The 14,856-nt window shown below is 48.6% G+C and carries 13 protein-coding genes; 11 read left to right on the forward strand and 2 right to left on the reverse strand.

All coding sequences use genetic code 11. The features are described from left to right. Positions 1–9: 9 nt before the first annotated feature. Positions 10–645 carry a CHRD domain-containing protein gene (locus tag H6F93_RS26250; RefSeq protein ID WP_190645173.1) on the reverse strand — a complete coding sequence of 212 codons (636 nt, stop codon included), beginning with the start codon at positions 643–645 and terminating at the stop codon, positions 10–12. Between the two features lie 83 nt (positions 646–728). Next, entirely contained in the window at positions 729–2,237 is a 1,509-nt protein-coding gene (locus tag H6F93_RS26255; protein ID WP_190687382.1) for a UbiD family decarboxylase, read from the reverse strand. A 169-nt stretch (positions 2,238–2,406) separates the two neighbouring features. On the opposite strand from H6F93_RS26255, the gene H6F93_RS26260 reads away from it, so the two are divergent. The 11 genes from H6F93_RS26260 to H6F93_RS26310 all read left to right on the forward strand — a co-directional run bounded on the left by H6F93_RS26260 (position 2,407) and on the right by H6F93_RS26310 (position 14,631). After that, positions 2,407–3,138 carry an ABC transporter ATP-binding protein gene (locus tag H6F93_RS26260; protein ID WP_190645172.1) on the forward strand — a complete coding sequence of 244 codons (732 nt, stop codon included), beginning with the start codon at positions 2,407–2,409 and terminating at the stop codon, positions 3,136–3,138. A gap of 9 nt (positions 3,139–3,147) precedes the next feature. Then, a complete protein-coding gene (locus tag H6F93_RS26265) occupies positions 3,148–3,666 on the forward strand; it encodes a M67 family metallopeptidase (protein ID WP_190687384.1) in 519 nt (172 codons plus the stop codon). Between the two features lie 74 nt (positions 3,667–3,740). Further along, complete coding sequence (gene moeB, locus H6F93_RS26270; protein ID WP_190687386.1) at positions 3,741–4,913, forward strand: molybdopterin-synthase adenylyltransferase MoeB; 1,173 nt, start codon at positions 3,741–3,743, stop codon at positions 4,911–4,913. Between the two features lie 27 nt (positions 4,914–4,940). Then, positions 4,941–5,168 carry a hypothetical protein gene (locus tag H6F93_RS26275; protein ID WP_190687389.1) on the forward strand — a complete coding sequence of 76 codons (228 nt, stop codon included), beginning with the start codon at positions 4,941–4,943 and terminating at the stop codon, positions 5,166–5,168. A gap of 178 nt (positions 5,169–5,346) precedes the next feature. Beyond that, a complete protein-coding gene (locus H6F93_RS26280; protein ID WP_190687391.1) occupies positions 5,347–6,384 on the forward strand; it encodes a zinc-dependent alcohol dehydrogenase in 1,038 nt (345 codons plus the stop codon). Between the two features lie 128 nt (positions 6,385–6,512). Beyond that, positions 6,513–7,562, forward strand: coding sequence for a hypothetical protein (locus H6F93_RS26285; RefSeq protein ID WP_190687394.1), 1,050 nt, complete (start codon positions 6,513–6,515; stop codon positions 7,560–7,562). A gap of 448 nt (positions 7,563–8,010) precedes the next feature. After that, positions 8,011–9,249, forward strand: a complete 1,239-nt coding sequence (locus H6F93_RS26290; RefSeq protein WP_524538020.1) for a DegT/DnrJ/EryC1/StrS family aminotransferase — start codon at positions 8,011–8,013, stop codon at positions 9,247–9,249. A gap of 3 nt (positions 9,250–9,252) precedes the next feature. Continuing rightward, a complete protein-coding gene (gene crtB, locus H6F93_RS26295; RefSeq protein WP_190687396.1) occupies positions 9,253–10,146 on the forward strand; it encodes a cyanoexosortase B in 894 nt (297 codons plus the stop codon). Positions 10,147–10,203: 57 nt separating this feature from the next. Next, a complete protein-coding gene (locus tag H6F93_RS26300) occupies positions 10,204–10,959 on the forward strand; it encodes a cyanoexosortase B system-associated protein (protein ID WP_190645166.1) in 756 nt (251 codons plus the stop codon). 138 nt (positions 10,960–11,097) lie between these two features. Then, the gene (locus H6F93_RS26305; protein ID WP_190645165.1) at positions 11,098–12,366 is read left to right on the forward strand and encodes a polysaccharide biosynthesis/export family protein; all 1,269 of its coding nucleotides are present in this window, start codon (positions 11,098–11,100) and stop codon (positions 12,364–12,366) included. 75 nt (positions 12,367–12,441) lie between these two features. Continuing rightward, positions 12,442–14,631: a GumC family protein gene (locus H6F93_RS26310; protein WP_190645164.1), complete on the forward strand. Its 2,190-nt coding sequence runs from the start codon at positions 12,442–12,444 to the stop codon at positions 14,629–14,631. The last annotated feature ends 225 nt before the right edge of the window (positions 14,632–14,856 follow it).

Raw genomic sequence — 14,856 nt, forward strand, 5'->3', positions numbered from 1 at the left:
GTATAAGCTTTAATACGCCTGGAAGACTCCGCGCAATTCACCTGCCCGGTTCATCTGAGTGTGGAGGTCTACGTATAAGTTGCCGCTTGATAAAGCCTGTAGTTGTTCCTGAGTGAGCGTATATTCACCGGAGAATCTACCCTTTAGCTGACTCGCATCAGGAGTAACATCTAGAGCGTACTGAAATGCTCCGTTGGTAGTAGATTCGCCCTGGTGAATGTGGACTCCAGAAGTGATGTTTGGATTGGGTGGATCGAGGGGATCTGTTGCATAATCCCTTAAAGCGCTGGACAGGTTGCTAAAGTCTCCTTTTACGATTAGGCGATCGCCTACCAAAACTGCCCCTGCTGCACCAAAAGCCGAAGAAGATGGAGCTGTTGGCGCAATCACATTGTTTTTATTCAGAACAGCAACGTAGCGCATAATTGGGCCAGCGGTTGTATTTTGAGCCATAAGGATATCGTCGGTTTCACGCAGATTTGCCACTAGCTGCTGATTGATCAAATCAAGATTTGAAGCCTGGAATGCTTGAGGCGTGCTAATAGCAGAATTGCTAAAAGATGGCGTTGAGGAAAGGTTGATGAGCAATACGCAAGCGACTACACCAAGGAGAAAGTTGAATAGAATCTGTCTTTTCCTGTTCATTGTTTGCCTAGCTGAGAAGTGATGGATTCAGCTAGTAATACGAACTTAAAGACGAGATGGATGCATGGAGATTTAGGGCTTCATTAGTGCATGTCATAGCCAAACAGATTGGGATCAACATCGCCTAACTTCAAGTCCGCCAGTCCATATTCTGCCCAACGCCGCTCAACCATTGCCGCTGTGTCAGCGTCAGATTCCAGTGGAGCACCCCATGCATGATCGGTTTCTGGCGGAATTTTGGTTGTTGCATCAATGCCCATGCGTCCGCCCAGTCCAATCTTTTCGCTGGCAAAGTCTAGAGTATCAAAGGGCGTTTCAGGCAAAATGAATACGTCTCGCACCGGATCGACTTTTGAGGTAATTGCCCATACCACCTGTCGGGGATCGCGGATATTGATGTCTTTATCCACCACGATCACGAATTTGGTGTAAGTGAATTGGGGCAAAGCGCTCCAGAAGGCGAGTGCAGCGCGACGAGCCTGCCCCGGATAGGCTTTGTCAATGGAGATGATTGCTGCTTTGTAGCTCAATGCTTCCATTGGTAGGAAGAAATCTACGATTTCGGAGACTTGCTGCCGCAAGATAGGTGTGTAGATGCGGTTGAGGGCGATCGCCATCATTGCTTCTTCCTTAGGCGGGCGACCGCTAAACGTCGTCAGGTAAATCGGATCTTTGCGGTGGGTGACGCAATGAAACCGCACCAAAGGCGAATCTTCAACGCCACCGTAGTAGCCCATGTGATCACCAAACGGACCATCTGGCAGCATTTCGCCAGGTGTAATCGTGCCTTCCAAAACAAACTCTGAATCAGCTGGCACTTCCAGATCAACGGTTTTACATTTTGCTAAATTTACGCCAGAGCCGCCATAGAGTCCTGCAAACAGCCACTCCGACAGGTCTACTGGAATCGGGGTGGCGGCTGCCATGATAATTAGGGGATCAACCCCGAGGGCGATCGCCACTTCCAGTTTTTTACCCCGTTCCGCTGCCTTTCGCAGATGCCTTGCTCCGCCCCGCACCGATAGCCAGTGGACGGTCATCGTATTTTTAGACTGGAGCTGAAGTCGATACACACCGACATTAGGAATTCCTGTCTCGCAGTCTTTTGTAATCACCAGTCCCAGCGTGATGATCTTTCCCGCATCGCCAGAATAGGGACGAATCATTGGAATCTGATTCAAATCCAACTCTTCACCCTTGACCACAACCTGGTGGCAGGGGGGCAGTAGATCTCGCCCTGGCTTGGCTTTTACCACGTCGAATAGAACTTTGCCAAACTCGATCGCCTGAGAAATTTTCTTGGGTGGCTTAGGCTGCTGCAACATACCCAGCTTTTTGCCTAAATCCTCCAACTCTTCAGGACGCTCCATCTTCATAGCCCAGCAGATGCGCTCGACCGTGCCCATCACATTGACCGCAACGGAGTAGGGAGAGCCTTTCACATTCTCAAACAGCAGTGCTGGGCCGCCCCGCTGCAACATGCGGTTGGCAATTTCAGCAATTTCTAAATCAGGATCAACCGACGCCTTGATCCGGCGCAGTTGCCCCCGCTGTTCAATCTGTTTGAGGAATTCTCGTAAGTCTCTCGCCATGATGAAGCAATGTAAAGCATCTGCTCTCATTATGAGGCTTCTAGCACCAGAGGGCGGTGAGACTTCTTAAAATAGAACGGCAAAGCTGTAAGCCATAAACCTTAAAAGCTGGCTGTCAAACAGTAATCTTGAAAGATTAGCCCAACTATTTCTCTAACCCCTAGCCAGTATGACGAGTGCCGAACCCCTGCTTCAGGTTGAGGATGTCTACGCCGGATACATTCAGGATCTCGACATCCTTCAGGGTGTGAATTTCAAAATTTATCCAGGTGAATTGGTCGCGGTGATTGGACCCAACGGGGCAGGAAAGTCTACGCTGGCGAAAACGATTTTTGGCTTACTGACTCCGCACCGAGGCAAGATCAACTTCAAAAGCGAAAATATTGCGGGTTTGAAGTCTAACCAAATTGTGCAACGCGGCATGTGCTACGTGCCCCAGATCGCCAATGTGTTCCCCTCGCTGACGGTTGAAGAAAACCTGGAAATGGGGGCATTCACTCGTAGCACATCGCTAAAACCGTTGAAACAGCAAATTTTTGACACGTTTCCAATTTTGGCTGAGCGGCGGCGACAGCGAGCTGGCACCCTTTCTGGTGGCGAACGGCAGCAGCTTGCAATGGGGCGGGCATTGATGCTGCAACCAGATCTACTATTGCTAGATGAACCGTCTGCGGCTCTTTCTCCCCTGCTGGTTAACAGCGTGTTTGAGCGGATTCAGCAGATTAACCAGACAGGAACGGCGATCGTACTGGTTGAGCAGAACGCTCGAAAAGCTTTGGCAATGGCAGATCGAGGTTATGTCCTTGATACAGGGCGCGATCGCTTTGAAGGACCTGGTCCTGACCTGCTCAATGATCCAAAAGTCGGTGAACTCTACCTGGGCGCAACGACTGCTCATTAAATTCCATTAATGTCGCGTACCGTGCTTCAGATCAACTCTGACCACTTGCAAACTATCTTTGCTCACGCCGAACGCACTTACCCTGAAGAGTGCTGTGGGTTGCTGTTGGGTCAGGTTGAGCCTCAAGCTTCGGCGAGTCAAACTGAAACTCATAGGCTGGTAGAAGTTTGGGCGACCGAGAACACCTGGAATGCTGAGGCGGAAGCTGAAATGCGGGCGATTGCCCCTGAAACCGCTACTCATCCCCTCACCAAAGACCGTCGCTACTGGATTGATCCCAAAGAAATGCTAGAGGCGCAGCGCTACGCCCGCAGCAAGAATTTAGATATCGTGGGAATCTATCATTCTCATACAGACCACGCAGCAGTGCCTTCAGAGTGCGATCGCCTCTGCGCCTGGTCACACTACTCGTATCTGATTGTTTCCGTCCAGCAAGGCAATGTCCAAGACGTTCTATCCTGGAGATTGGACGAGAAACGACAGTTTCAATCCGAAGAAATTTTGACTGTCGCCCCCACAAGCTCGTAAAATTCCATTCTCTACAGTTCGCTAGTTCTAACCGTTCGCCCTTTTACTGATCACCACTGTCTTCTGCCATTGCCATGCTAAATCCCAATCTGGAGCAAATCCAGCTCGACCGAGACGAATATGAACGCTATTCCCGTCACCTGATCCTGCCAGAAGTAGGATTAGAGGGACAGAAGCGGTTAAAAGCTGCCAGCGTACTGTGCATCGGCACGGGCGGTTTAGGCTCACCGTTGCTGCTGTACCTTGCCGCCGCTGGAATTGGGCGCATCGGCATCGTCGATTTTGATGTAGTCGATCACTCCAACCTTCAGCGTCAGGTGATTCACGGCACGTCCTGGGTTGGTAAGCCCAAAATTGAATCCGCTAAAGCACGAATTTTAGAAATTAACCCCGCTTGCCAGGTCGATCTTCACGAAGTTCGCCTTTCTTCTGAAAACGCGCTGGACATTGTTGCCCCCTACGACATTGTGGTAGATGGCACCGACAACTTCCCAACGCGCTACCTGGTTAACGATGCCTGCGTTCTGCTAGACAAACCCAATGTTTACGGCTCGATCTTCCGCTTTGAGGGTCAGGCAACAGTGTTTAACTACGAGGGCGGACCCAACTACCGCGATCTCTACCCCGAACCACCACCACCTGGACTGGTGCCTTCTTGCGCTGAGGGCGGCGTGTTAGGGATTCTGCCGGGAATCATCGGCGTAATTCAGGCAACTGAGACAGTCAAAATCATTTTGGGACAGGGCAGAACCCTGAGCGGACGGCTGTTGCTGTACAACTCACTGGATATGACCTTCCGGGAGCTAAGGCTACGTCCAAACCCTGTGCGCCCCGTAATCGAAAAACTAATTGACTACGAAGAATTTTGCGGTATCCCCCAAGCCCAAGCAGCAGAAGCGGAGGAAAAAGCAGGTATGTCAGAAATGAGCGTGACGGAGTTGAAGCAACTGCTCGACAGCGACGCAAATGACTTTGTACTGCTGGATGTTCGCAATCCCCACGAATATGAGATTGCCAAAATTCCCGGTTCAGTCCTAGTTCCCCTACCAGAGATCGAAAATGGTGACGGAGTCGCCAAAGTCAAAGAATTGCTCAACGGTCATCGGTTGATTGCTCATTGCAAGATGGGCGGTCGTTCTGCCAAGGCGCTGGCGATTCTCAAGGAATCTGGAATTGAAGGAACCAATGTTGCAGGAGGCATCACTGCCTGGAGTCGGGAAGTTGATCCTTCCGTCCCAGAGTATTAAGCAAATCTCCAAAGGCTCACCTTGAGTATGGCGATCGCTCAGTCTCAGCCTCCAGTTTTTTGGAAGCTGCTGATTGTTGAGAATGGGCTGGCGATCGCCCTCAAACCTCTAATGGGTGGCCCTTCTGACCAGGTGCAGCACTGGGTTGGAACTCAGTTCCCAGTGATTGTAGTCGGGGTGGCGATCGCTTTCCTTGCTGCTACCTTCCGTGTATTTATCAGCAGACCTCAAAGCCATCAGTTGGTGAAACCATAAGAACCACCGATTTAATTACTCCCTTCCTGGTTAAAGATTAGGTACTAAAAGATTCAGGGATGCCCCTCTCGTTAAGCGAGGGGCATCCCTGAATCTTTTAGTGTGAAAGAAGTAGGTTACTTAAGTTAGGAATCAACAGTGGGGTAGAATCAAGTTTCTCCAAATTCATAGGGCAGCAATGCTAGCAGCTTTACTTTATGGTCAGGAAGATTTACGGCTAGAGCAGGTAGCTGACCCAACTCCGACAGCGGGTGAGGTCGTGATTCAGGTGACAGCAGCAACCACCTGTGGCACTGATCTAAAAGTTTGGCGCAGAGGCGGACACGCCAAAATGCTGAAACCCCCAACGCTGTTTGGGCATGAAGCAGCCGGACGGATTGTGGCTTTGGGAGAAGGCGTAACGGGTTGGAAAGTGGGCGATCACGTCGTTGCCAACAACTCCGCCCCTTGCATGACCTGCTTTTTCTGTCAGCGTCGAGAATATTCCCTTTGCGCCAACCTCACCTTCAACAACGGCACCTTTGCGGAGTACTTAAAAATTCCAGCGGCGATCGTACAGCACAACCTTCTGCCTATCCCGGAAGGCATGTCTGACAAACTAGCTGCCATGACCGAACCGCTTGCCTGTGTCCTGCACGGGGTTGCTCGTTCCAATGTGAAACCTGGCGATCGGGTCGTAGTTTTAGGTGATGGGGCGATCGGCTTAATGTTTGTCGCAGCCCTGATGCAGCAGTCTGCCAAAGTGTTTTTGTTTGGTGGTAACGACCAGCGGCTTAAGGTTGGCGCAAAATTTGGTGCCGTTCAAACCTTCAACTATCGCTCAATTCCAGATGTACCTGCTGTAGTACATGACTTGACCGACGGGTGGGGAGCTGATGTCGTGATTGAAGCAACTGGAGTACCTAGCGTTTGGGAAATGGCGATCGCCTGCGCCCGTCCTGGTGCTACAGTCAACCTCTTCGGCGGTTGCCCTCGTGACACGACTATTAGCGTTAACACGGAGCAGCTTCACTACAGCGAACTTACCCTAAAAGGTGTTTTTCACAACACGCCCGAATACGTCCGAGCCGCCCTAGCTTTTCTATCTAGTCAGGTTCCTTTTGATCTACTTGTCAGTGAAAGTCAGCCACTTCAACAGCTAGAAAAAGTTTTTCAGGACATGAAAGACCGCAGAGTGATCAAAGTTGCGATTGAACCGGGCGCTACCGAAGCATAAGTTTTCTTCCACAGGAGAATCTTTATTTCAATTTAATAAGTAGCTGCTTGTTTCTAAGGTATAAAAGTTAGATTCGGTTGGGGTGATAGTACTGAAATTTATCAAGCTCAATTTTTAGGAGCAAAACAGTGGCTGAAACAGAGTGGTTTACGCCTCACAGCTCAAAGGAACTGTTTCACACCTATGATAAATCCCAAGCTACAGGCTACTTAGACAATCAAATTACTGTCGGGAAGCAGTTCAACATCAAGCTGAAAACCGCCAGGGTAACGAAGAATTATGATGAGGAATTATCTCTCGGCGATGGTAAAGATAATGACCTACTTATCCTTTCCAACACCCATTTAGAAGGACAACCTAAAATTCAGCGCATCCACTACTACGAAAACAATGTGGAGCGTGGCAAAGTTTTGGATGATTTTCCATCTGAAGTTATCTTTTCCTGCAATAGCTATCAGGAAGGAACCCTCCTCGTCGGAATAGAGATTTTAGAGATTGACGATCTAGACAGTGACCAGCGCAGCAAGCTAAAAGGCTTTTTTCAAGAAACTGCAATCACTAAAGCTAGTCAGGTTTTTCCAATCATTTTTCCGTATGTCAAGGTTGGTGCTAAGGTCGCCGGAGGACTTTGGCAACTGTTTAGCAAACCTAATCAAAAGCCTTATTCAGGAGTTTTAGAAGAAGACGTTTGCCTATATGCATCAGGCAGAATCACTGCTAACACGAATAGTGAAGAGAGTCCTTTGCGCTACGGAAAATATACCCTTGTCAGTAAAGCAATCGATGGAATTCAATACGAATTAGATCGGTACAAGCTACAGCTAAAAAGCGAACCCGACAAGGTAGAAAAAGATTTAGCATACGCCGTTTTATCGCTTGAAGAAGGAATAGCTTCTAGTGAAGATTTTGAAACTCCTACTCGTGTTGCAACGTTATTAGCAGAGATTAACGGCAATGACTCAGAAAGAGTAAGCAGCTCAATTGATTACTTTGGTAAGAAACTTGAGCCATATTGGAATTTCAAAGACCTTGAGACTTATCTAAATCTTCTGGAGCGCGAAAGAAGTCGAGAGGTACTTTCTCCTCAAGAAACAAAGTTGAAAGAAGAAATTTCCAGACAACCTGCCCTACAGCGCTTTCTGTCATTTTTACCTGAACGATCGGGCGATCGCCCCTAATTCACCTTTAACCTGTCTTTAATCCACTGCCCTAAATTCAAAAGTCTTTGCAGCTGTTAGAGGTGATTCAAAGTTTAAAGATTCTGTTTACTCCAAGTTCATCTTCAAAGCAACGATTTGAATGCCCAAACAATTCTGGTAAAAGCTGACTGTAAAAGTACAGCTACTTTCTGCTATGAGCACAATTTTGTCACTGACAGCCTGAATTTCACCTGCACTCCCCCACTTGTGTAACAGCGAAGTGGGAATGCTATCTTTATAAATTTTTTGCTTGCACAGCCTCCTTGTAGTTAAGCACTTTGGAGAGAATTTAATTCCTGAGTTGGCATCAAAGCCTCCATTTTCAAGCTTCCCTTCACACACTCTTCAAGCTTCTACGGTGTTCAAGTCGGCAAAAATCGACCAAAACTGAATTAGAGCCTTTTTGTATCTACACCCCATCGCTACTGTGCAAACTCCCACTCTTACCTCATCCCCTTCGCTCAACATGAGTAATTCGATCGCAGAGATTCCGTTTGTTGACCTGACACTTCAGCATCAGCCAATTCAACCTCAACTAGAAGATGCGATCTTGAACGTTGCACGACGGGGCGATTACGTCATGGGCAAAGCCGTGACGGAATTTGAATCTAATTTTGCGACTGCTTGTGGAGCTAAGTACGGCGTTGGGGTCGCCTGCGGCACGGATGCGATCGCTTTAGGTCTACAGGCTTGTGGCATTGGGCAGGGAGACGAAGTGATCTTACCTGCCAATACATTTGTCGCTACCCTAATTGGAGTTCTACGCAGCGGCGCAACGCCCATTTTAGTAGATTGCGATCCAGAGACAGCTCTACTTGACCTGATAGCAGCCGAGAAAGCGATTACACCGAAGACACGAGCCATTGTTCCAGTTCACCTATATGGTCAGATGGTTTCCCCAAGCCAATTGTTGGACTTAGCTAGCAGTTATGACTTGCTAATTTTTGAAGATGCGGCACAGGCACACTTAGCTGAGCGTGAAGGATATCGGGCGGGGTCTGTAGGGATTGCGGCTGCATTTAGCTTTTATCCCAGCAAAAACTTGGGAGCGATGGGAGATGGGGGAATGCTAGTCACCCAAGAACAATTGGTCGCTCAAACCATGCAGTCTTTGCGCAATTACGGCGCGCCGCGCAAGTACTACCACACTGACTACGGCACCAACAGTCGTCTAGATACTCTGCAAGCAGCTGTGTTGAACGTTAAGCTGCCCCATCTGCCGCTGTGGAATGGCGATCGCAACCAAATTGGACAACATTACGATGCGCTACTCAGCCCATTGCGATCGCAAGGTATCGTCCCCATCAAGAATTTAAGCGACGGTGGACACGTCTACCATCTTTACGTGGTGCGCATCACTGAAGATTGCCCTATCGATCGTTCTACTCTTCAAACAGAGCTTGCAGCACGAGGCATTCAAACCGGAATTCACTACCCTCTGCCCTGTCATCTTCAACCTGCTTTCCAATATTTAGGTTATAAATTGGGTGACTTTCCTCATGCCGAGGGGCTATGTGAGCAAATTCTCTCGCTGCCTATGTACCCCGGTCTTAGCAACAGCCAAGTGAATCAAGTCATTAACGCAATTGAGGAGTTAATCAAAACTCCTGCACCGTTAGTCTTTCATCCCCCCGTTCAACCTCATAGTTCACTGGTTCCAGGATAAGCTATGCAAATCAGGCATCAACTTCCCCTACCGATCGGACGCTATGCCCTCAGTGGAGCTGTACTGGGGTTACTGCTGCTCATGTATGTCCCCCTGCTACTCCACTGGGTTAATGGGTGGCTCAACAAAAGTATCAGCATTGAGCACGAATATTTTAGCCACGGCTTGATCGGTCTACCCTTTGCAGCCTATCTGGCTTGGAGCAACCGCAACCGCTGGCAGCAATCATCTGACACGCCCCATTTAGCTGGAATCGTTCTGTTGCTGCTAGGAGTTGCCTGTTATCGGAGCAACCTGACTGACTTAATCAATCTTTCCTTACCTATCATTTTGACGGGGCTTTGTCTCTGGCTGAAGGGAATGCCAGGATTACGACTCCAAGCATTTCCCCTACTGCTCGTATTTCTAGCAACTCCAACCGAAATTCCTTACCTATTAGCGCCTTACACTCTACCGCTGCAAAGCTTCATAGCCGGGACAGCAGGCTTTATTCTGCAACAAATTGGTATGGATGTTAGGGTTGACCAAATTTATCTCTTCGTCAACAATCGCATCGTTGAAGTTGCTCCTTATTGTGCTGGGTTAAAGATGCTGTTCACAAGCCTCTATGTAGGTTTGCTTCTGCTTCATTGGACAGGCGCTTTAGCTTCTCGTGCCAAGACATTCTGGTTTTTCGCGGGAATCATTTTTGTTAGCGTTAGTGCCAATATTTTTCGCAATACGTTGCTGACCTTCTTTCATGGCACTGGTAGGGAACAGGCTTTCGCATGGCTGCATGAAGGGTGGGGAGGTGATCTCTACTCGGCTGCAATGCTGGGACTGTTAGTTTTTCTGTTGAGAGGGATTGAAGCCTGGATTCCTGATGATTCTGATATCGTCGATGCTGCAGAATCTTAAGCTTACCGATTTGGCCAGATATGCCGGAATATGAACTTATTAGGTTAATTTTGAGCTATGTTGTCCCTTTCCAAGACTTCCCCGCGATCGCAGCTTCTCAGAATGCTAGTAATTCTGTTTATTTTGGCGATCGCTGCTATTCCTGCCATTTCCACTTACTTCACAGGGAGTTGGGTTTGGAAAGGTTTACCCGAAGTTCCAAGATTAGAGCAGCTTAGAGCAATTGAGCAAGAAGGGCTTGTTTTACCTGAATGGCAAACTCTTAACCAGGAAACCGTTGAGATTGGCGGACAAGATTGGTCAGTCCAGGCGATCGCTCCTACCAATCAAGTTGTTACTGAAACTAGCTCTCAAGCACCTATATTTCTCATGCTGCGCCCTCAGACTTGGCAGCGCGACCAACCGCAGGTAGAGTGGATGGATATTAATGGGGTGCAACGGTGGACTGCGGATTCAAAGCGTCAGATCAAATTTGAAGCGCAAATACCGTCAGGACAGCTCTCTGATAGCAGTTCAATAAAATCTGCTCAAGTTGAGGCTCGCTTTTTGAGAGGCTGGAACCAGAGACAAACCTATGCAGTTTTGCAATGGTACGCCTGGTCAGATGGTGGTAATCCGGCTCCTAGCCACTGGTTTTGGGCTGATCAACGCTCTCAATGGCGTAATCGCCATCGAATGCCCTGGGTTGCAGTCAGCATTCTGATTCCGATTCAGCCTTTAGGGGATATTGAGCAAGTTAGAACCTTGGCAATCACTTTAGGTCAAACTGTGCAGTCAGCGCTTATGCAGAACGCTTTGAGTGCGGAATCATGATTCAGGCAACTGTGGTTGTTGAAGTCTGACAACTCAGGAACCAAGACCATGCGAACCAGTCTTTTGATGCAACACTCTAAATCTTTCTAGTTTATAAACCTACAAGCTCATAGCTGGAGCCTAATCCTGTTAAGACCCATGCCTCAAGTCTTACCTTATCAACCTATTCGTCGTTTTACTGCCCTGGCGTTTGTTGGCTTATACTCTTTAGCCTCAGTTCTTTCAAGCGCTGTTTTGTTCTGGGTCATTGACTCTAGCACTTCCTCCCTTGTCGCACTCGGTCAAACTCAATCTGAGCAGCCGTCTACCAGTGCTGATCCGGATGCTGAAGAACTTTTAGAGGAAGCAAGAGAGCGGCTCATAGACCGTGGAGAAATTCTAAATCCGGATCCTGAAACTGATTCAGGCGTCCCGCTCAATCAACTCTCCCCCGAATTTGATGCCTACCGTCTTGGACCAGGAGATGCAGTTGCTGCAACTTTACCCTTCTATCCAGAGCTTAACTTTCAAGTAACGCTTGACCTAGAAGGTAACGTTATCGTCCCTTTGGCGGGCGTACTTTCCTTGAAAGGGTTAACTCTTCAACAAGCTACAGATAGAATTCAAACAGCTTTAAATCGCTACGTCATCAACCCTCAGGTTGATTTGATTTTAACGACCCAACGTCCTGTTGAAGTTACCATCACCGGCGAAGTCGTTAGACCAGGGGTTTATCCTTTAGCAGCGCCTCAACTTACAACGGCTCTGCTCTCGGCTGGAGGCACAACTCGACTAGCTGATTTGAGAACGGTCAGAGTTCGACGTACCTTGACAGATGGATCGGTAGTTGAACAGAATATTGATCTCTACACCCCCTTACGAGAAGCTAATGGTGTTCCGGATGTAAGGTTAGCGGATGGCGATTCAATTATTATTCCAACCCTGACATCGGATGCGATCGCCGATTACGATCGAAACCTCATCGCCCGTTCCACGATCTCTCAACAGCAAATCGTCGTCCGTGTTCTAAATTACTCGGCCGGAGGAAGGGCAGTACCCGGAGCCATCAGTAGCATTACTCTACCCAGCAGCAGTCACTTCCTGGATGCTCTAACTACTATTGGCGTCAGTCCAAGCACCGCAGACCTAGGTGAAGTTGCCCTAGTTCGATTTGACCCTGAACAAGGCAGAGCGATCAGCCAAGAGTTGGATGCGAAAGAAGCTCTATTAGGAAATGCATCCCAAGATCCCCCCCTTGAAAACAACGACGTTATTGTCGTAGGTCGAAACTTTGTGAGTCGTATTACCTATGCGCTTAATACTGTCACGCAACCTTTCCGAGATGTTCTAGGATTCCTACTATTTTTTGATTCACTAGCTGATGGAGCGAACGACCTATTCGGTCCTGGCGACGATGATGACAACTAGAGCCATCTTCTATTCCTGATGCTAGAGTTTAATGACCCAAAGCTTGTTTAACCGTTTCGATTCTTTCCTACTGCCATGACCCCTCCCCTCGTCAAACGTTATCTCGTAGCTCTGGATCGGCACAAATGGGCTGGACTTGCAGGCTTTCTTGTCGTCCTTGGCTTATCGGGTGTCGCTGCTCTCCAGCCAGAACCTCCTGTTAGCCATGTAGCCGAGGGTGTTCTAACCTATAGTTCTCCCCCTGTCACTTTCTCTACAACGGGTACAGCCCTACAGCAGCAGGGGCAAGCTCTGACGGGGAGAATGCTACTGTCTGATTACGTAGTCGGTTATGCAGAAGAGCAATTAACTGCACAGCAGGTGGAGCTTTCTCGTGAGGAGATTCGGCAGAATGCTATCGTCCAGGTCAATCCTGAGGAGGAAGGGGAAGACGCTGTATTCCAGGTATTGGTGTCTTACCAGTCTTCTGACAAGGAATTGGCAGAGCAAACTGCCAACCTCCTGATGGAGGCAATGGTTGAGCAAAGCCGTCTATTTAATACACAGCAGCTCAGTAACGTCATTGATAACCTGAATCAGCTGTTGGGAGAGGTTAGTGGAGACCTGAGAACCGCTGAGCAGAACTTGGAGAGATATGTTCGCGAAGAAGGCCCGGCGATTCAAGCAGCTCAGGACGGAGCTTTAATTGGCGGAATTACAGGTAGCCAGCAACAGCAGCGCCAGATTCGCTTGACGTTGCAAGGCATTGATGCCCAAATTCGGAGTTTGCAAGGCAGATTAGGACTCTCTCCTGATCAGGCGTATGCTTCTTCTGCTCTCAGTGCTGACCCGATTATTGCCAACTTGCGGACGCTAATATACCAAAATGAGACTCAGATGTCGATTTTGAGTCAGCGCCTTCGGGCTGAACACCCAGATATGGTGGCGTTGCGAAATCAGCAGCAGGCCTATGATCAGTTACTTAGACAGCGGGTTGCAGAGGTGATTGGTGGCAATAACATTGCAGCCCCTCTACCGACCAGCCAAATCAGGCAGGACAGCAGCCTTGACCCAGCAAGACAACAGTTAGCAAACACTTTAGTAGGGTTACAGACGCAGCGAGATACGTTGCAGCAACAGCTTGCTGCTGTGACTGCTTCAGAACAAGAGTTGAGGCAGGAGTACACTAGCATTCCTAACAAACAGCTTGAGCAAGCACGACTTCAGCAAGAAGTGGCTCTGACCAAATCGTTCTATGACCAAATTCAAGCTAGGTTAGAAGACGCTACGATTGCTGAGAAAGAAACAGTTGGTAACTTAGTCATTGCTCAACCTGCACAACCTGGACTGGTTGAGGATCAAGGACGCAATAGTGTAGTAATTTTGGCGGTAGGAGCCTTTGTAGGTCTCCTGGTTGGTGGTGGTTTGGTGCTGCTGCTGGACTCCCTGGACGCAACGTTCCATACGCTTCAAGATTTGCAGGCATCTTTGCGGCAGCAAGAAGTGCCGATTTTGGGCTTGCTGCCTGCTATCCCTGATGAGGGAGATGGGTTGCCTTTGGTCGTTAATGCTAACTCTCCCTATATTGAACCTTACGAACGATTCCGTGGAAATCTCCGACGAGCTGCTGGTGGAAGAGCCCTGAAGATGGTTTTACTGACCAGTACGCTGAATGGTGAAGGTAAGACAGTCAGCGCTTACAATTTGGCGATCGCCTCTGCAAGAGCAGGCAAACGAACCCTCCTAATCGAAGCAGATTTGCGATCGCCTTCCCAGGCTAAGTCTTTGAAAGTAGTACCAGACCCAGAAAGTGTGGTCGAACCGCTACGCTACTACGGTCACTTGAGCGATTGCATTCGACTGGTGCCAGAGATCGAGAATCTTTACATCCTGCCTAGTCCGGGTGCCCAAAGCCAAGCAGCGGCTATTCTAGAGTCAACTGAAATGCGACGGGTGCTAGAAGATGTCCGAGGTCGATTTGATCTGGTTATTCTAGATACGCCCGCGTTGAGCCGATACAATGATGCTTTGCTGCTAGAGCCTTACGCTGATGGCATGGTTCTCGTGACTCGCCCAGGTTACACCGAAGACGGAGTCTTGGCTGAGGCAATCGAACAGTTTATGGATTCTGATGATGTACGCTTCTTGGGCGCGATCATTAACGGAGCGGATATCCCTGTGCAGATGCCTCAAACCCCATCTGACCTAGATGGACAGTTTGTGGTAGAGGATATGGAGAATCAGGAAGACTTTGAGAGAGTAGGCAGTCGTTCGAGAGAGCTTTGAAATACTGCTGAATTAACTTGATAGATATGCAAAACCGTGTAGCAGCCAAGCGACACGGTTTTGTTTTGCTCAGTCTCTTGAGCGTTTGTGCATAGCACTACCAATTCATCACAATCAAACTAAGAAGAGGCTATAGATGGAAGGGCACCCCGCTAAGTGGGGTGCTCTTCCATCTATAGCTCTAATTTTTGGGATTGGTATTAGCATCCCGTACTTTACCGGATG

The organism is Leptolyngbya sp. FACHB-671 (genome assembly GCF_014695745.1).
Lineage (GTDB): Bacteria > Cyanobacteriota > Cyanobacteriia > Elainellales > Elainellaceae > JAAUTN01.